This window comes from Lacihabitans sp. CCS-44, from assembly GCF_024343735.1.
In the GTDB taxonomy this organism is placed as follows: Bacteria; Bacteroidota; Bacteroidia; order Cytophagales; family Spirosomataceae; genus Leadbetterella.
Window position 1 is genome coordinate 20,411 of sequence record NZ_RJUE01000055.1, and the last position, 16,541, is coordinate 36,951.

A 16,541-nucleotide genomic window follows, 5' to 3' on the forward strand; every position below is an offset into this window, starting at 1 on the left:
AATCAAAAATAGGCTTTTGAGACTTACGGTGAAACAAAATGGAGAAATAAATGATACAGTTAGAAACTCCTCGATAGCTGCATTTTGTTTAAAAGGAGGAATCGACCAATATTAATTTTCAAGATGACAAGCAAAAAGCTTGCTTAATTCTGTCGTTTTTTACTTCAAAACAACAAAGTCAAATGGCACATAAAGCTGTTTCTGAGCTTCAATTCGGAGCCTGAAAGGGCTTGAATCATGGGTTTTTGAAATAAAAATCCGGCCGTTATTCTTTTATAGTAGATTTCGCTTCCAATCATGGCAGTAGTCATATATCCGCCCGAAAACCGATTGTCTATACCATTTTGTTTGTCGTTTTTGGCATGTTCTCCTAAAACGCCCAGGTTTGGCAAAAAAGTAAAATCCCCAGCAGTTAATTGCATAAATCCGTTCACTATGGCTCTGCTTTTGTTGGCAAATTTGTAATGGTTTTTGTTGGTGCCGTTTATTTTATAGCTGAGGTCTAGGTTTAGGCCAATTTGGTTTTTTCGCACGGTATAAATGCTGTTGATGATATAATCCACAGAACCTGTACCCAATTGGAAGTTTGGATTGGCTACTTCGTCCTCTGTCATTGCATAGTCGTATTTTCCGGTGGGTAGTTTTATGCCGCCGCCCAAAAGCCAAATGTGGTCGAGCGTATGGGCAGTGCTATCAAAGAATGTATTGACGATATTGTAATGGGCAAGAGCAGACACATCGCCAATTCCGGATAGTTTTTTTTGATCTCCAGAGGCCACCATGGTTTGGGTGTTAGATTGTAAAGAGCCCATTAAAATCAACTGCGTTTTCTTGATCGGATACAATCTCAGCCATGGTTCCATGGCTTGGAAGTTTTCCTCAGTTCTCAGTAAATTGCTCGTAAAATGCGAATCAAAGGTTTTGGTTTGATACCGCAGTCCGCCAAATTTAAAATGAGATTGGGGCAAAATCCCAAAGAATGACGAACCGTTTCCGCAGCCACAAACGTCACATGCTGAGGTATTTAGTGTAGTTAATAATACGATTAAAAATATTAAATTTTTCATGATATTTTTCTTTTTCGTCTATACCAAAGCAAAAAGCCAGTAATGGCCAATAAACCAGGCGTTAGTCCGATGGTGATGTAAAATACTTTTATTAAATGTCCGCCGAAATTTCCCACGTGCAAGGGAAAAGCAAAAGCCTCGAGTTTTTCAGTAAAAGCAAGTTGGTCGAAAGTCCCAATCTTAAGCAATTCGCCATTTTGGGCATCAAAAACGACCGAGTTTCCACCTGCAAACATTTCGTTTTGGCCTTTTATGTTGCCTCTGATGCTGAATTTCTTTTCTGCTTGGGTTGGAAAATATACATAACCGGGGTCCAAATCAGGATGAATCTGACGAGCTTGTGCAAACATTTTATCAAAGGACGTTTTGGCCAAAGTATTTTTGGGTGTCGGCATGGTTTCTTTGTCCCAAGTTTCTTTTTCAAAAGCAAAAATATTCATCCAGAAACCCGTAAAAAATATGATGGTATTGAAAAAAAGTGACCATACGCCCACAATTCTATGCAAATCGGAAGTAAACATTCTCCAGTTTTTGTCTTTGAGTTTTACTCTGAATGTCAGGACTTTCCAGATGTATTTGCGGTAAATTATAAATCCAGTAATAACAGAAATAAGCATAGTCAGCCCAAAAATGGCCGAAAGTGCAGCTCCAGGCATTCCCAAATGCAATGAAAAATGCAATTGAAAAATCCACTCTATCCAGCCCACTTCCAGGTCGTCGCCTCTTCCATGTCGCAGGATTTCCCCAGTGAACTGGTTGATGGTTAAGGCTCCTAAGTCGTATGAGACCAACCTTGAATCATTTAGATAAAGTCTAAAATGATAGGGTAGGTTTTTGTCGGCATTTGGGTTTATCCAAGCGAGCCCATCCAGATGGGTATATTTATCCGTTATGATTTTGTAAATACTGTCCAGTGGCAAGGGTTTCTTATCCGAAACAATAGGTTTTTGATAAAAAAACTCTTCTAATTGGTCTTTGTAAACCAAAATAGACCCACTGAGGCCATATATCAACAAGAAAAATCCGGTGACAAGGCCAAACCACTTGTGGAGGCTGTATATAAATCTTAATATCTGATTCTTTCTCAATTTTTTACGAATTTCTCGGGATGTTTGTCAAATGAGTCTTTGCACATTTTACTACAAAACCCGTATTGTTTTTCTTTATGTGTCGAAACCAGTTTTGTGCCTTTTTTTACGGTCATTTTGCAAACTGGGTCGGTATCATTTTTCGCTAAAGTTTCAGACTTCTCTTTTTTTGGATCTTGTTGAAATGCTAGGGCCTGAATACTTGCCAGAATACTGATTGCTAAAATTAATCTTTTCATATTTGTTTGATTTTAAATTTGTTACGGTGCAAATCGCTTATTTTTTAAAAATTCTTCATCGGTGAGTGTTTTTAGAAAGGCAATGATCTGACTTTTCTCTTTTGAGGTAAGTGCAATTCCTCTCTTGGTATTTTTCTTAAAAATAGGATCCAAATTTTCTAAATCCGCCATGCCGCCATCGGCATAATGATCTAGCACATCTTCAAGACTGCTGAACCTGCCATCGTGCATGTAGGGGAAAGTGTACTCAATGTTTCTCAGACTCGGTACTTTGAATTTGTACTTATCATCGCTGAGTTCAGTGATTCTAAATCTTCCGAAATCTACAAAATTTCTGAAAAAATCTGTCGGAAGACCATTTGACTTGAAAGATTCATCCGTAAACAATGGTTCTGGGTGGCAGCTGCCACAACCTTTTTCGTTAAAAAGTGTTAGACCAACTTTTTCATCATTGCTAAAATTGGCCTTGCCTGTTTTGTATTGGTCATATTTTGAGTTAGCCGATACCAAAGTGAGCATAAACTGGGAGAGTGATTTCAGAAATCTTTCCGTTGTTACCTCTTCCGTCCCGAAGGCTTTTTTGAATATCGGTGGATAACTTTGGTCATTCCTGAGTTTTTCCAAAACGTTCCCAATTTTCTCATCCATTTCCACTGGATTTTCAATAGGTGCAATAGAAAATAAGTCTAAGTCAAAAACCCCACCATCCCAAAAAAAAGTTTTCTGCCAAGCTAAATTTTGTAAAGCAGGGCCATTTCGTGGCCCCACTTGTCCATCAATACCGTGGCTTTGAGCATGGCCGTGGTGTGTGAATGCATAAGCTTGATTATGACATTCGGCACAAGAAATGGTCCCATCTCGCGAGAGTTTACCGTCGAAAAATATTTTTTTACCCAAAAGAAAACCATCCTCTGTGATGGGGTTGGACTCCATTTTGTAAGAAGTATTAGGAAAAGTACTTGGCACTTCAAACAATACCATAGGAGCATCTGGTTCAGTAGTTTTTTCTTTCGAGCAACCCCAAAGAATTAAAGTTAAGACAAGTAAAATTCCTAATTTCTTCTTCATTTCGGCTTACATTTCGTCGTTATGAACGTGTTCTACTGCAAACATATCTTTGTAATTGTTGGCCACAGCCACCCCTAAAGTCGGACTCATGATGGTATTGCTTTCCGCAATTTTTAATGAAGTTTTAAAAACCTTCCGAGCATCTACAGTCAAATGAACCTCTGGAGCTATGTTTTTTCTTACTTTGGCAAGGTCAGCCATACTGAGTGTTACTGTGCGAAGATTATTGACTGTTTTTGCCGACATACCGCCAAAGCCCCCAATATGAAACTTGTAATCTTTTGCGGCATTCGTGGATTTCGTAGATTTTCCTTCCATTTTGAAGAAAATGTAGCCTGAATTCCACGACCAATACATGTTGTCGGTTCCATAAGATGCTGGGTCTAGAACACCCGTTCTTTGGGCAACATCCGAAACCGATTTTGCACTATCCACACCTACCATGAAAGACACGGAGGTATAATCACCCGCAGGTACATCTGTCAAAGTGATGACTTTGCTCTCAGCTAAAGATTCTTTTACCAAGAAATATTTATCAGCAAATTTTAACTCTGTTCCATCTGATTTTTTCAGAATGATATTACTCACGAAATAGTTGAAAGTAGAAATGGTGAAATCTTCCCCCGAGGCGTTGGTAAAAGTCTTGGTGTTGAGCATAAAGGCTTCAGTACCCACCAAGTGTTCAAAGTGGAGACTAACACTATTTTTATCATTTGGATTAATATCCGAAGTTTCACAGGCCGCAAAGAACACAGAAATGCCTAAAGCTAAAGCAAGTGCTATTTTTTTCATTTTTTTGAAATATAATTTTTAAAAGAAATAAGAATATTCTCATGTCCTGGATTGAAAAAAATCCAAAGGCATGAAACATCACCGAATTATATAATTTATAATAACCGATGAATAATTAGAATAAAACCTGAACTGAAAAAATTATACCTGTGGAGGGTGAAAAAATGAAAAAGCGTTTTTTGAAGAGAAGAATTCTGAGTAAATGAAATTTGGATTTTCCTTTACCAAGAAGGGTTTTTGAAGAAAAAAATCTGTGAAAAGATTGGCTTTTATCTCGGATTCGAACGAAAGCAGTTTAGTGATGAAGTTTCCTGTAGCTTGTTTTTTGTCTTCTTGCTCGGCCTTTTCAAGTTGTTTGGCCAAATAACATTTACCGTCGCAGTGCAATTCTGGTAGGCTTTTGTTAACACAATAATTCTTGATAATGAAGTCTTTGCGGAGTTCATAATCGGCAAAAATAAGCGGAGCCATTAACATCTTAAATGTTACGGTAATAAGCAAAACGGCCCCTGTTATTTTTTTTATCAAGTCCATATTTGACACAAATGTAATCCGAGTTTTTAGAAATTGTATTGACGAATATCATAAAAGCGGTATTCGTTGAGTTTTGCAAATCAGCCAAAGGCGAAAAACTCACCTTTGGCTTAAAATGTTTTATTTTGGAAGAATAACGGTGTCTATCACATGTACCCAGCCATTTGAGGCTTTTACTGAGCCAAGAATCTTGTTACCATCTACATAAGTTGCTCCATCTTTTATGGTGAAAGTCACGTTGCTACCGTCCACCATACCCATCGATTGCCCATCTTGGAAAAAGTCAGCTGCTAAGGCCGAGGTCATCACGTGGTGTTGAAGAATTGTCTCCAATTTACTTTTGTTTTCGGGTTTCAAGAGATCTTCAACTGTGCCTTTCGGAAGTTTTTCAAAGGCCGCATTGGTAGGAGCAAAAACCGTAAATGGCCCAGCATTGGAGAGCGAGGTCACCAAGTCAGCAGCTGTTACGGCCGTTACCAAAGTAGTATGATCTGGCGAGGCAATGGCCACTTTTACCACGTCTTTTTGGGATTCATCGTCTTTGACACCTTCTTGACCACTTAAAGCCACCTCATCAGTTGATGCTGTAGTGGCGGTTTCACCAGATGTACAAGATGCCATTAAGACAACAAAGAACAAAACATAAAGTACTGATTTCATGATAAATAAATTTTAAAGGTTTGATTATAAGTCTTTTTTGCTAAAGATTCGATATCCAAAAAATACAGGGGTAATTACCCATAATAACAATAAAACAAAAGATATAAATACGCCCCAAGTGGAGCTGAAAAAATTCTGAAAGACTGCTCCTGTTATACCCATAAGGGCCGATACGTCCAACTGCATGAGTACTAAAATCCTTGCCAAATCCATGGGATTGAGTGCCGAAAACACGAGTGAAGCTTTTTCCATGGGATAGTCCGCCATGTTGACCAACACCATCAGCACCATGCCGTCGTAGAGGATGCAGAGATAAAACCAAACAGCCAATGCCACGCCAATGGCTTTTGCTTTGTCTTTGGTGATGACCGATGCCAAGAATGCAATAGCGACTAAGGTGAGCGTAATCAATAGTCCGCCCAAAACCAAAGTTAAGCCCCTCATGGAGCCATCAAAAATTAGGGTGGGCAGGCCAACGCCTATCAAAAAGGCCATTCCGAGCGAAAAACAAAGCCCTAGAAATTGACTAAAATAAATGGTGCGGCGGCTCATGGGTTGAGCTGAAAGGAGCTCAATAAATTCGTAAGAATTATAAAAATGGATGGTTGAAAATATGACACTGACCAATGGAATGACCATCAATATAATGTTCAAAAGGCTCAAAAGTCCTTTGTTGGGGTCTGCTTCAAACCAAAAAAAACTCACGCTCAGCAATAAAAGCAAGAGGGTGTAGCCTATCACAAACCTGTTGCGAATGATGTCATATACTACGTATTTAATGGTCTTTTTCATGCTATTATTTTACTAAAATTGTTCTTCATTAACAGGGCTATTATTTTCCCCAATCGTTCTTCTCCATATTCGAGTCTCAAATCTTCTAACTCTTTGAATATCTTTAGCTTACCTTCTTGCATATACACTACATGGGTAGAAAGTTCCTCCAAGTCTGCCATGATATGTGAGGTGATAATGATCAATTTGCCTTTTCTTTTTTCTTCCAAAATTTTACTTTTCAGCAGCTCACTTGCCAGAGGGTCGAGTCCCGCTGTGGGTTCGTCCAAAATCAAAACTTTTGGGTCAAACAAAAACGCCAAGGCTGCACTTACCTTTTGTTTTGTGCCGCCCGATAGTGTTCCGAGCGGTTTTTGGTACATTTTCTTGAGTTTGAAGAGTTCTATTATTTCTTCGTCTATGATGATTCCTTCTTTTTTGCCTTTTCTGATGTCTTTCATCATGTCTATCAGTTGGGCTATTTTCAGATTGGGCGGGTAGTTGCCAATCTGAGGCATATATCCAATTTCGCTTCTGTAAGCAAACTCATTTTTTATGTTTTTTCCATCAAAAAGTATCTGTCCAGAATCAGGAATAACCATACCCAAAAGCGATTTTATCAGCGTGGTCTTTCCAGATCCGTTGGGTCCTAAAATGGCCACAGATTGACCCATCTCTAAGTTCAGAGAGATGTTTTGGAGTACTTCCGATTTGCCGAAAGACTTGTTTATGTTTTCGAATTTTATCATCATTTACACTTTAAAATTGAACGCTTTTATGGCATTTGGTTTCATACTTGGGCTATCGTCTTTGAGGTTTTCGGGAGTTAGACTGGGTATTATTTTTTCTATTTTATCCAGTAGGGTCGCTGTAAAACTCCTCAACAAAATCATAGCCTGTGGCATACGCTCTATTAGGGTTGAAAACAAACTTACAGGCCTATACAAAATATCGCCTTTGCCGTCGTGGTCGAGGTCATAGCCTTCGTATTTGTCCCAGTAGTTGTCGTTGAGATAGTTAAATGTCACCGAGCCGTTGGTGGCGATATCAAAAGTGTTAGCCATAAAATTGTTGTGGTGAATGTTGTTTTCGTCGCAGTTGGCTTGGATTCTGAGACCCACACCGTTTTTTTGGAAAACATTGTCTTGCATTTTTAATCTACTACAGCCTTCCATGTAAACACCCACCGTATTGGAATTGAACAAGTTATGCTCAATATCACTGTCAGAAATGTCTTTGAGTAATATCCCATAAGCAGATCCACCCCAGTTGCTATCAAAAAAATTGTCTTTCATGGTGACGTGTTTGGTGTACATTACGGCCACCCCAGCACCATTTTTCTTGAAAATATTGTGTGTATAAGTATCATAATGAGAAAACATAAAATGTAATCCGTAGCGTATATTTTTTGTTGATAAGTTGTTTGTAATCAGTGAATTGGTAACGAATTCGAAATAAATGCCATCGCGGTGGCCTTCCACATAATTGTTGAAAATGTTTATACTGTCGCATTTCCAAGCGTGTATGCCGTTTCCCGTGGTTTGCTCTTCTTTGGGTGTACCAATTATTCGGTTGTTTTCTATCAGACATTTGTTAGATGCCGACAGGTAAACGCCGAAATAGCAGTTTATAAATTCATTTTTGAAAATTTTCACATTTTCTGATTCCAGTATTTTTACGCCAGCCCAGTCTATCATACTGGTTTCGCCAACGTTTATAAATTTGAACCCAGAAATGGAGACATCACCTGATTTTACTATGAAAATTTCGCCTTTATATTGAGCATCCAAAACCGGTTGATTTTGTCCGATCATCACCAAAGGTTTGGTGATTTCCAGATTCAAGACTTTGTAATTTCCTTTAGCCACCAAAATGGTATCATTGGCTTTCGATTCAAGCAGGGCCTTTTGCAATTCTGGGACTGTTTTTACAGACCAGTTTTTACAGAAGGCACTTTGGCTTAAAATCAAGAGGAAAAAAATGAACAATGTTTTCATTTAAAAAGGTCTTTTATTTCTGTCCAAGTAATGTTTTTGGCTGTGCTGTCCGTTGTAACTAATTCTTGAATGGAGGTTTCGCTATCAAATGCAGCTATATTTCCTAGCATTGGACTTTGCAGATTTTCTGATTGAATATAAAATGCTTTGTTGAAATCTATGAATTCTCCTGGTTTCTCATAGTTGCTTACCACCACATGTTTGCAATCAGCTTCGTGTAATTCGGCAGTTTTCATGTATTTTGACATGCAGCTGAGGTCGTCAAACTTAAAAACTTTGCCCTTTAGCGTTACGAGTTCTGTTCCAAATTGCTTGTCCATGATGGTCATTTTGCAAAAAGCACAGTTTTCTTTGCCATAATTGATGGGTTCGGTTTCGATAGAGCAAGCTGAAAATGACAAGATGACGGCCAGTAGCAAAATTTTATTTATTATGTAAGTTTTCATAAAAGGCTCATTTGTTGGTTTTTATCTCAAATATCAGTGTCGAAATAGCCACTATGCCTAGCAAAACAAATAACCAGCCGCCTATGTCTGGAATTGAATATGCCCCAAAGTTGAGTAGTTCTTTGTAACCGATTAGCGGTGGTTGATACGCCATGCCGGGTACTTTTATCGCAGCCGAATCGTCGAGATTGTGTCCATATTCGTATCCCCAGCTCCAAAAATCATACATGGCCACTACGCCAGATAGGATCAGAATGGTTAAGAAACCAATAAGCATTTTTCTGTTTTTTGACAAACCAGTCAAAACACCCAAGGCGATAATAACAGCCACGGCATAAGGCAAAATTTTGAATTCTGGAAACATTTCTTCCTTTATGTGAGACATGCCAATGTAGTGGTTTAGGCCGTTGATTATGTCCACTTGCCCGCTGAGTTTGCTTAGCCATATACTCATCGAAAGCCCCTCGGGATATTGCGGAGCCCAGAGGTCTATTCTCCAAATAGGAACAAAAAAAGCGATGATGAGCAGCAATGAACTGGCAATGAGTGCTATTTGCGATATTTTCTTTAATGGTTTCATTTTGTGTTTTTTCAAAAATGAGGCAGAACAAGTCGCCTGCCCCATTTGTATTTTTAGCTATCGTTTTGCAACTTTTTTCTCTGCCTCTGCCACAGGATTTTTGCCAGTTCCCCACGAAAGTGGCACCTTGCTTCCGGCTGGTGAAACTCTGATGTATCCTTGCATTTCTTGGTGAAGGGCAGAACAGAAGTCTGTACAGTACATCGGTGTTACGCCCACTTTGGTTGGTGTCCATTTGAGGGTACTTGTTTCGCCGGGCATTACCAATATTTCGGCATTTAAGGCTCCTCTGATAGCAAATCCATGTGGTACGTCCCAGTCTTGTTCAAGGTTAGTAAGGTGGAAATAAACCACATCTCCTAATTTTATACCTTCAATGTTATCCGGGCTAAAGTGCGACCTTATGGCGGTCATATACACATGCACTTCGTTGCCTTTTCTTACCACTTTGGTTTCTTTCTCACCTTTGGCTACATACGGATGTTTGTTTTCTTCAAGTTTGAAAATCTTCTTCGTGTTTTTTTCTATCATATTTGCTGGAATAGACTCTGCATAATGTGGCTCGCCCACAGTAGGAAAATCAAGGAGTAGTTTCATTTTTTCTCCAGAAATATCATACAACTGAGCCGATTGTGCCAACTCTGGCCCAGTAGGCAAGTATCTGTCTTTGGTGATTTTGTTGTAAGCTACCACGTATTTGCCGTATGGTTTGGCGGTTGGGCCGCCAGGAATACTCAAGTGACCAACAGAATAGAAAGTAGGTACTCTGTCTATAACTTCTAGTTTTGCAATGTTCCATTTTACCAACTCCGAAGACACAAAGAATGAAGTGATGGCGTTGCCTTGTCCGTCAAATTCTGTGTGCAATGGTCCCAAGCCTGGTTTTTTAACTTCACCGTGCAACACAGCATCATATTTCAAAACAGGAATACCATCAAAATTGCCATCATAGTTTTTATTAGCAATTGCTTTTATCATTTTGTCAAATGAAAATACGGGAATCACCGCTGCCAATTTTCCTGAACCAACTATGTATTGTCCAGTTGGGTCTACATCGCAGCCGTGTGGCGATTTTGGACAAGGCATAAAGTATAACATATCAGGACATTCTTTTGGATCCAAAGTCATCACTTCGTTGAGAATAGTCGATGTTGCCGAGTGAGTTTCGTCGCTGTAAACATTATGTGCATATTTGGCAGCTTCTTTTTTGCCTTTGCCTTTTGCCAAATATTCTTCGGCTTTTTTCCAATTTACGGCCAGAATAAAGTCTTTGTCTTTTTGCGAAGCATTGACCTCCAACAAAGTGTTGGCTTGCTCGGTGTTGTAGGTAGAGAAGAAAAACCAGTCGGCTGATTTGCCTTTTCCGGCACGGGCCAAGTCAAAACTTACACCGGGAGTTTTTAGTTGAAACTTTATGCCCATTCTGCCAGTGGTTTTATCGATACTTACAAAACTGATATAGCCTTTAAAGTTTTGTTTAAAAGAGCTGATAGGCACATCGGCATTGTTGTCTGGTGGAACCGAGAAACGCGTTCCAGCCACTGCATACTCTGTATTGGCAGTAATAAATGGCGAAGAGTGATTACCCCCAGAGTTCGGAATTTCAATGATTTCCTCTGTTCTGAAAGTCGAAAGACTTACACGGGCAATTCTCGGCGTATTGTTACCATTAATAAATGCCCAGCGACCATCATGCTCGCTTTTGGTGGTGGAAAGAGCCACGTGGTGGGAGTCGTCCCAAGGCACAAAACCATGCGAAGTGTTTAGCATCGGTTTGGTTTCTTCACTGTATCCCCAGCCACTTTCGGCAAACTGCGAAAACACAGGAATAATCCTGAGCGTTCTGCCTGACGGTAAGCCAACAACAGAAAGCTGTCCATTAAATCCGCCCGAAACAATGTTGTAAAACTCATCGTGAGTGCCAGGTTTTACATATACTTTTTCGGCGGCGTCTCCCGCCAAGAAAGAACTGCTGGAGGTCTTATCTGCTGATGGCTTGCAGGCATTCATACCTATTATAGCCAATGCCGAGGCCGCAATATTCAAATATTTCATTTTCATAAACTTTATAAATTTTTAATAATTATTTTTCACCATCATTTTGCCTCATAAATTCTATCAAGCTTCGTGCTTCTGGAGCGGTAATGTTCTGGTTGGGCATTCTCACCAAACACTCTTCCAACATTTTTTGGGCTTCAGCATCTTCGGCCAGCATCATGTCTACGTTGGTAATCATGTTTACAATCCAAGTGGGTTTTCTACGCTTTGTTACGCCAGTCCAACCAGGGCCTACCAGTTTTTCGTCGGTTAGTTTGTGACATGCAGAACATTTTAGGTCGTAAATCGCTAAGCCTTGTTTTACCATAGCTTGGTCTAAGGGCGTGCTGAGAGCCAGCTCTTTAACTTCCTCGCCATGTACTTCTTCTTGTTTTTCTAAAACCGAGTCGTCGGTTTTGGGTGTCTCGGCTCTTTGTTCAGCCCCGCCGCAGCTCCACAAGAAGAAAGGAAGTAGCGACAACATTAGAATAATTTTTTTCATACCTGAAATATTGATTTAAATAATAAAAGAGGTTTTTATCTGCTACAAATGTATTTGGGGGCTTGTTATAATTTAATGATTAAACCGCAGGCTTTTGGATGATAAATATCATAAAAGATAAAAAAAGAGTCTTTTATCTTTATTTAAAATTTAAAAACAATACAAATGGAAATTATTGAAGAATACGAAGGATTGAAAGTGGGCGAAATTGTGCGTAAAAATCCCAAAGCTGCAGAAGTTTTTACTGCATTGGGCGTTGATTTTTGTTGCGGCGGTAACGTGGCTTTCACTCAAGTTTGTGATAAAAAAGGCCTAAATGCTGAAAAGGTGTGGGGAGATATTCAAGCTAAGTCATTGTCAGGTAGCACTGCGGACTTAGATTTTGATAATTTTGATCTGGATTTTCTGGCAGACTATATCGTCAATGTTCATCATCAATATCTATACAAGAATCTACCTGAAGTGAGATTTTTCGTAGACAAAGTTTTCAACAAACATGGAGAACGTTTCGATTATTTGCCCGAATTGTATGAACTTTATAATGCCTTAGAAACTGATTTGGTGGGTCATTTACCCAAAGAGGAAAACATTTTGTTTCCTTTTGTAAAACAAATGGTTCAAGACATAAAAACCAATACGGCTGCTCGTTCGCCTTTTTTCGGAACAGTGAATAACCCTATACACATTATGCACAATGAACATGACGAAGCTGGAACGATTTTACACCGATTACGAGAAATAACTAACAATTACACTGCTCCTGAGGAGGCTTGTAATTCCCACTTAGTGATGCTCGATAAGCTGAAAGACTTGGACAGAGATTTAATTCAACATATTCATCTCGAAAACAACATACTTTTCCCGAAAGTGATTAATTTAGAGGAAAAATACTTAGCACAATAATTATGATTTCGAAGACATGCGGCTATGCAATTAGGGGAATAGTTTTTTTAGCATTGGAACAAAACAAACATAGAAAGCACGGGATTCTGGAAATAGCCGAGGACTTACAAATACCACAACATTTTTTGGGTAAAATATTGCAAGACTTGGTTCGGAGAGGAATCATTAATTCTATAAAAGGACCACATGGTGGTTTTTTTGTGAATGCCAAAACCATAGACACGCCATTAATAGAAGTTGTGGAGGCCATTGACGGACTTGGAATTTTCAAAAAATGCTTTTTGGGCAGAGAAGAGTGTTCCTCAACAAACCCATGCCCATTGCACGATGAATTTGACGGTTGCCGAAGTGCCATTTTCAAGACTTTTGAAAATCTAAAAATAGCGGACTTGGTAACAAAAATTGATAATGGCGACAGCTATTTGAGTTTGAACAAAGAGTTTGCAACAGAAATTTAGAAATATCCACCTTTTGAACCTGAATCCCGGAATCCATTCATGATTCTGGGATTTTTTTGCTCTGTTTACTACAGACGGTATAAGTTTTTAATAAATATCCTTTAAAACCCTTCCAGCAAAACATTCTCCTATTTTTTATATTTTATATTACTTTATTACAAAAGCAGTACAGAGCAGGATACTATTTCCTAGAATAATTTAAAAATTTATAAAAAAATAACAATAGTTAATTTTTTACAATTCTATTATTCTCAACCTTAAATTACTTTTTTATGAACCAAAAATCTACTTTTCGAAGTGGAGGTTTTCATGTACTAAGTTTGATTACTTGTATGATGTTCCTCTGTACTTCATTTGCTTATTCCCAAATTAAAGGTAAGGTGACCGACCCCAACGGTGACGCTCTTGTAGGAGTAAGTGTGGCTATAAAAGGTACCACCAAAGGTACACAAACAGATGTTAGCGGTAGCTACAGTATTGAAGCCGCAAATAATACGGTTCTCGTCTTTAGTTTTGTAGGTTATGAAACTAAGGAGGCCTTGGTTTCTGCCCAAAAAGATATCAACATATCTCTTGCCTTGGATGATAAACTTTTGAGTGAAATCGTAGTCGTAGGTTATGGTTCTCAGCTGAAAAAATCGGTAACAGGAGCTGTTCAAACCATTGGAGCTAAAGAGTTCAAAGACATACCAGTTTCTCAAGTAAGCCAAAAACTACAAGGTCAGTTGGCGGGTGTGCAAATCAACCAAACTACTGGTAAACCCGGTCAGGGAATGAACGTTCGTATCAGAGGTCAATTGTCGGTGTCGGCTGGTAGTGATCCGCTATATGTAATTGATGGTTTCCCCATCACTGGAAATATAGGGCAGCTCAACCCAGATGAAATTGAAGATATTTCGGTATTGAAAGATGCTGCTTCTACTTCACTTTATGGTTCGAGAGCAGCGAATGGCGTAGTAATCATTAACACCAAGCGTGGAAAGTCAGGTCAAACAAACGTCAGCTTTAATACTTTTGTAGGTACGCAGGTTGTGCCAATGAAAGGACGCTTTCAAATGATGACCGCAGAGGAATTTGCCCAAACAAAAAAAGAACACTACGAAGACTCAAAACTGCCAGTGCCTGTAGAGTTTCAGAACCCTTCGCAGTATGCTGGAAAAAACAACGACTGGTTTGATGCATTGTTGCAAAGAGCTCCAGTTCAAAGTTATAATCTAACTTTGACTTCCAACAAAGACAAACTTAAAACCTCTGTTGTGGCTGGTGTTTTCAATCAAGAAGGTGTGGTGTTAAATACCAAATACAATAGATACTCTCTAAGAGTAAATAGTGAATATGCGGTTTCGAAGAAAGTGACTATTGGTATGAATCTAGCTCCTAGCTACGTTACTGACAACACTCCTCGTACTGACGGTACAAGAGGAACGGGTATATTGTTCAATGCCATGCATACATGGCCGGTTATGCCTATTTATGAGGCTGATGGTGAAACACTTACGCTTTTTAATCGCTTTCCAGCAAGTACAGGGAATATTTTTGCATATCCCAATTATGTGAGGTCGGCCTATGAGATAAAAAACGAAACTAAGCAAACCAACCTCTTAAGTAATGCCTACATTTCGTACAGCCCTATAAAGGGTTTGACACTGAAGTCAACTTTCAATGCCGAGCTTTTAGGGTCTAATTTTTTCTTTTTTAATCCTTCTACTGCGACAAGTAACATCAATACCGCCATTCCTGTTACTGCTGTTTCTACACGTGAATATACCAACAACGTTGGTTGGTTAAATGAAAACTTGGCTACTTATACCAAAAGTATTAACGAACATAATTTTGAAATTTTGGGGGGATATACCAATCAATCTTTCAGAAGCGATATAAACCGTATCACGTCTGATACTTATTCTGATGACCGCCTACCAACTATTCAAGGGGGTATTAACATTAGCCGAGCAGGTTTTGGAGCAACAGGTACTTTTGGAGGTACGGGTACCAATGTTCAAGAGTGGGCATTGACATCAGTATTAAGCCGCTTGTCATATAATTATAAGAGCAAATATCTCTTTACCGCCTCTATTCGTCGTGATGGATCCTCTCGCTTTGGTTCTAACAACCGCTGGGGTACTTTCCCGTCTGTGTCTGCCGGATGGGTATTGTCAGATGAAGACTTTATTAGAAATATTGACCAAATATCTTTCTTGAAATTGAGAACCAGTTGGGGTGTTACTGGTAATAATAACATTGGTAACTATACCCAATATGCTTTGGTCAACAATACAGTAAATGCTGTTTTTGGTAGTACTATTGCACCAGGAGCCGCCATTACTTCTCTTGCCAATCCTAATTTGGGATGGGAGACCACACGCCAAGTTGATGTTGGACTAGATGTGGGACTGATGAACGATCGTTTCACCCTTATTTATGATTATTATACCAAAAAAACAAGTAACCTATTGTTTGCGGTACAAATACCTCAGGAGGCTGGTTTCGCCAATTTTAACGATAATATCGGTGAAATCAAATTTTGGGGTCATGAAGTAGCCTTGGTTTCAAGAATACTTACAAAAGGTAAGTTGAAATGGACTTTGAATACCAACATTTCATTTAACCGCAACAAAGTATTGGCTTTAGCTCCAGGTATAGACAGGGTTTATGGACTGCACCATATAACGAAAGTTGGACAGCCATTCGGACAATTCTACGGCCACATAGCCAATGGCGTTTATCAAAATGCCGAGGACTTAAAGAATTCACCTAAGGTGCCAGGTCGCTCTTTTGTAGGTACCATTAAATTGGTTGATGTCAATGGCGACGGTGTACTTACAAATGGTGGAGACAACGACGACAGAGCCATAATGGGAAATCCTTTTCCTGACTTTATATATGGTGCAACTACCAATCTTGCTTACGGTAATTTTGATTTAAATATAGTAGGGTCAGGTTCACAGGGCAACGATTTGATGGTTAGGCATTTGTACAGTACGGCAAATTTGGACGGGGTTTTTAACTTTCACAAAGAAGTAAAATATCGCTGGCGTTCAGAAGCTAACCCTGGAAAAGGATTTTATGGTACAACTGTAGGTGGAGGTACTGTGACGGGTATTGAGCGTGACTGGTGGAACAGTCGCTTTATAACAGACGCTTCGTTTTTCACTATTAAAAACATTACATTAGGTTACACTATAAATAAATCCAACAAGCTTTTCAAATCTGCTAGAGTTTATGCTTCTATGCAGCAGGCTTTCGTATTTACTAAGTATTGGGGAGGTCAAAATCCAGAGGTGAGTTCTCAAAACGATGGAAACGGAGATGGTGGAAACTTAAGCCCGGGTGTCGATCAATTTAACTATCCTGTACCTCGTACTACTACATTTGGTGTAAACTTTAACTTCTAAAAAA

Annotated in this window: 17 protein-coding genes; 3 read left to right on the top strand and 14 right to left on the bottom strand. The window is 39.2% G+C overall.

Annotated elements, in window-relative coordinates; all coding sequences use genetic code 11:
* Window positions 1–164: 164 nt before the first annotated feature.
* From EGI26_RS10270 to EGI26_RS10335, 14 genes are all read right to left on the bottom strand, one after another.
* Complete coding sequence (locus EGI26_RS10270; RefSeq protein WP_255078094.1) at window positions 165–1,067, bottom strand: transporter; 903 nt, start codon at window positions 1,065–1,067, stop codon at window positions 165–167.
* Entirely contained in the window at window positions 1,064–2,155 is a 1,092-nt protein-coding gene (locus EGI26_RS10275; protein WP_255078096.1) for a PepSY domain-containing protein, read from the bottom strand. Before EGI26_RS10275 ends, EGI26_RS10270 begins: the two co-directional genes overlap by 4 nt.
* Window positions 2,152–2,394, bottom strand: a complete 243-nt coding sequence (locus EGI26_RS10280) for a YHS domain-containing protein (protein WP_255078098.1) — start codon at window positions 2,392–2,394, stop codon at window positions 2,152–2,154. The genes EGI26_RS10275 and EGI26_RS10280 overlap by 4 nt, the downstream gene beginning before the upstream one ends.
* Before the next feature lie 21 nt (window positions 2,395–2,415).
* Window positions 2,416–3,462, bottom strand: a complete 1,047-nt coding sequence (locus tag EGI26_RS10285; protein WP_255078100.1) for a cytochrome-c peroxidase — start codon at window positions 3,460–3,462, stop codon at window positions 2,416–2,418.
* A 6-nt stretch (window positions 3,463–3,468) separates the two neighbouring features.
* Window positions 3,469–4,254 (bottom strand): MbnP family protein, encoded by a 786-nt coding sequence (locus EGI26_RS10290; RefSeq protein WP_255078101.1) that lies wholly within the window; start codon window positions 4,252–4,254, stop codon window positions 3,469–3,471.
* A gap of 141 nt (window positions 4,255–4,395) precedes the next feature.
* The gene (locus tag EGI26_RS10295; protein WP_255078102.1) at window positions 4,396–4,788 is read right to left on the bottom strand and encodes a hypothetical protein; all 393 of its coding nucleotides are present in this window, start codon (window positions 4,786–4,788) and stop codon (window positions 4,396–4,398) included.
* Window positions 4,789–4,908: 120 nt separating this feature from the next.
* Window positions 4,909–5,448: a fasciclin domain-containing protein gene (locus EGI26_RS10300; RefSeq protein WP_255078103.1), complete on the bottom strand. Its 540-nt coding sequence runs from the start codon at window positions 5,446–5,448 to the stop codon at window positions 4,909–4,911.
* A 24-nt stretch (window positions 5,449–5,472) separates the two neighbouring features.
* Complete coding sequence (locus EGI26_RS10305; RefSeq protein WP_255078104.1) at window positions 5,473–6,240, bottom strand: ABC transporter permease subunit; 768 nt, start codon at window positions 6,238–6,240, stop codon at window positions 5,473–5,475.
* Complete coding sequence (locus EGI26_RS10310; protein WP_310587954.1) at window positions 6,237–6,971, bottom strand: ABC transporter ATP-binding protein; 735 nt, start codon at window positions 6,969–6,971, stop codon at window positions 6,237–6,239. The genes EGI26_RS10305 and EGI26_RS10310 overlap by 4 nt, the downstream gene beginning before the upstream one ends.
* Window positions 6,972–8,216, bottom strand: coding sequence for a nitrous oxide reductase family maturation protein NosD (nosD, locus tag EGI26_RS10315; protein ID WP_255078105.1), 1,245 nt, complete (start codon window positions 8,214–8,216; stop codon window positions 6,972–6,974).
* The gene (locus tag EGI26_RS10320) at window positions 8,213–8,662 is read right to left on the bottom strand and encodes a nitrous oxide reductase accessory protein NosL (protein ID WP_255078106.1); all 450 of its coding nucleotides are present in this window, start codon (window positions 8,660–8,662) and stop codon (window positions 8,213–8,215) included. Before EGI26_RS10320 ends, nosD begins: the two co-directional genes overlap by 4 nt.
* 7 nt (window positions 8,663–8,669) lie before the next feature.
* Complete coding sequence (locus EGI26_RS10325) at window positions 8,670–9,242, bottom strand: hypothetical protein (protein WP_255078107.1); 573 nt, start codon at window positions 9,240–9,242, stop codon at window positions 8,670–8,672.
* 57 nt (window positions 9,243–9,299) lie between these two features.
* Window positions 9,300–11,303 carry a Sec-dependent nitrous-oxide reductase gene (gene nosZ, locus EGI26_RS10330; RefSeq protein ID WP_255078109.1) on the bottom strand — a complete coding sequence of 668 codons (2,004 nt, stop codon included), beginning with the start codon at window positions 11,301–11,303 and terminating at the stop codon, window positions 9,300–9,302.
* Window positions 11,304–11,325: 22 nt separating this feature from the next.
* Complete coding sequence (locus EGI26_RS10335) at window positions 11,326–11,781, bottom strand: c-type cytochrome (RefSeq protein WP_255078110.1); 456 nt, start codon at window positions 11,779–11,781, stop codon at window positions 11,326–11,328.
* A 165-nt stretch (window positions 11,782–11,946) separates the two neighbouring features.
* Here EGI26_RS10335 and ric point away from each other — a divergent pair, with 165 nt between their 5' ends.
* The 3 genes from ric to EGI26_RS10350 all read left to right on the top strand — a co-directional run bounded on the left by ric (window position 11,947) and on the right by EGI26_RS10350 (window position 16,537).
* Window positions 11,947–12,684, top strand: a complete 738-nt coding sequence (gene ric / locus EGI26_RS10340; RefSeq protein WP_255078111.1) for an iron-sulfur cluster repair di-iron protein — start codon at window positions 11,947–11,949, stop codon at window positions 12,682–12,684.
* A 2-nt stretch (window positions 12,685–12,686) separates the two neighbouring features.
* Window positions 12,687–13,142, top strand: coding sequence for an Rrf2 family transcriptional regulator (locus tag EGI26_RS10345; protein WP_255078113.1), 456 nt, complete (start codon window positions 12,687–12,689; stop codon window positions 13,140–13,142).
* 332 nt (window positions 13,143–13,474) lie between these two features.
* Window positions 13,475–16,537 (top strand): TonB-dependent receptor, encoded by a 3,063-nt coding sequence (locus tag EGI26_RS10350; protein WP_255078297.1) that lies wholly within the window; start codon window positions 13,475–13,477, stop codon window positions 16,535–16,537.
* The last annotated feature ends 4 nt before the right edge of the window (window positions 16,538–16,541 follow it).

Excerpts from the sequence above, each read along its gene's own strand:
- EGI26_RS10270 (WP_255078094.1), bottom strand. The coding sequence starts at position 1,067 with ATGAAAAATTTAATATTTTTAATCGTATTATTAACTACACTAAATACC.
- EGI26_RS10345 (WP_255078113.1), top strand. The coding sequence starts at position 12,687 with ATGATTTCGAAGACATGCGGCTATGCAATTAGGGGAATAGTTTTTTTA.
- EGI26_RS10285 (WP_255078100.1), bottom strand. The coding sequence starts at position 3,462 with ATGAAGAAGAAATTAGGAATTTTACTTGTCTTAACTTTAATTCTTTGG.
- EGI26_RS10280 (WP_255078098.1), bottom strand. The coding sequence starts at position 2,394 with ATGAAAAGATTAATTTTAGCAATCAGTATTCTGGCAAGTATTCAGGCC.
- EGI26_RS10290 (WP_255078101.1), bottom strand. The coding sequence starts at position 4,254 with ATGAAAAAAATAGCACTTGCTTTAGCTTTAGGCATTTCTGTGTTCTTT.
- nosD (WP_255078105.1), bottom strand. The coding sequence starts at position 8,216 with ATGAAAACATTGTTCATTTTTTTCCTCTTGATTTTAAGCCAAAGTGCC.
- ric (WP_255078111.1), top strand. The coding sequence starts at position 11,947 with ATGGAAATTATTGAAGAATACGAAGGATTGAAAGTGGGCGAAATTGTG.
- EGI26_RS10310 (WP_310587954.1), bottom strand. The coding sequence starts at position 6,971 with ATGATGATAAAATTCGAAAACATAAACAAGTCTTTCGGCAAATCGGAA.
- EGI26_RS10335 (WP_255078110.1), bottom strand. The coding sequence starts at position 11,781 with ATGAAAAAAATTATTCTAATGTTGTCGCTACTTCCTTTCTTCTTGTGG.
- EGI26_RS10325 (WP_255078107.1), bottom strand. The coding sequence starts at position 9,242 with ATGAAACCATTAAAGAAAATATCGCAAATAGCACTCATTGCCAGTTCA.
- EGI26_RS10305 (WP_255078104.1), bottom strand. The coding sequence starts at position 6,240 with ATGAAAAAGACCATTAAATACGTAGTATATGACATCATTCGCAACAGG.
- EGI26_RS10295 (WP_255078102.1), bottom strand. The coding sequence starts at position 4,788 with ATGGACTTGATAAAAAAAATAACAGGGGCCGTTTTGCTTATTACCGTA.
- EGI26_RS10320 (WP_255078106.1), bottom strand. The coding sequence starts at position 8,662 with ATGAAAACTTACATAATAAATAAAATTTTGCTACTGGCCGTCATCTTG.
- EGI26_RS10350 (WP_255078297.1), top strand. The coding sequence starts at position 13,475 with ATGATGTTCCTCTGTACTTCATTTGCTTATTCCCAAATTAAAGGTAAG.
- nosZ (WP_255078109.1), bottom strand. The coding sequence starts at position 11,303 with ATGAAAATGAAATATTTGAATATTGCGGCCTCGGCATTGGCTATAATA.
- EGI26_RS10300 (WP_255078103.1), bottom strand. The coding sequence starts at position 5,448 with ATGAAATCAGTACTTTATGTTTTGTTCTTTGTTGTCTTAATGGCATCT.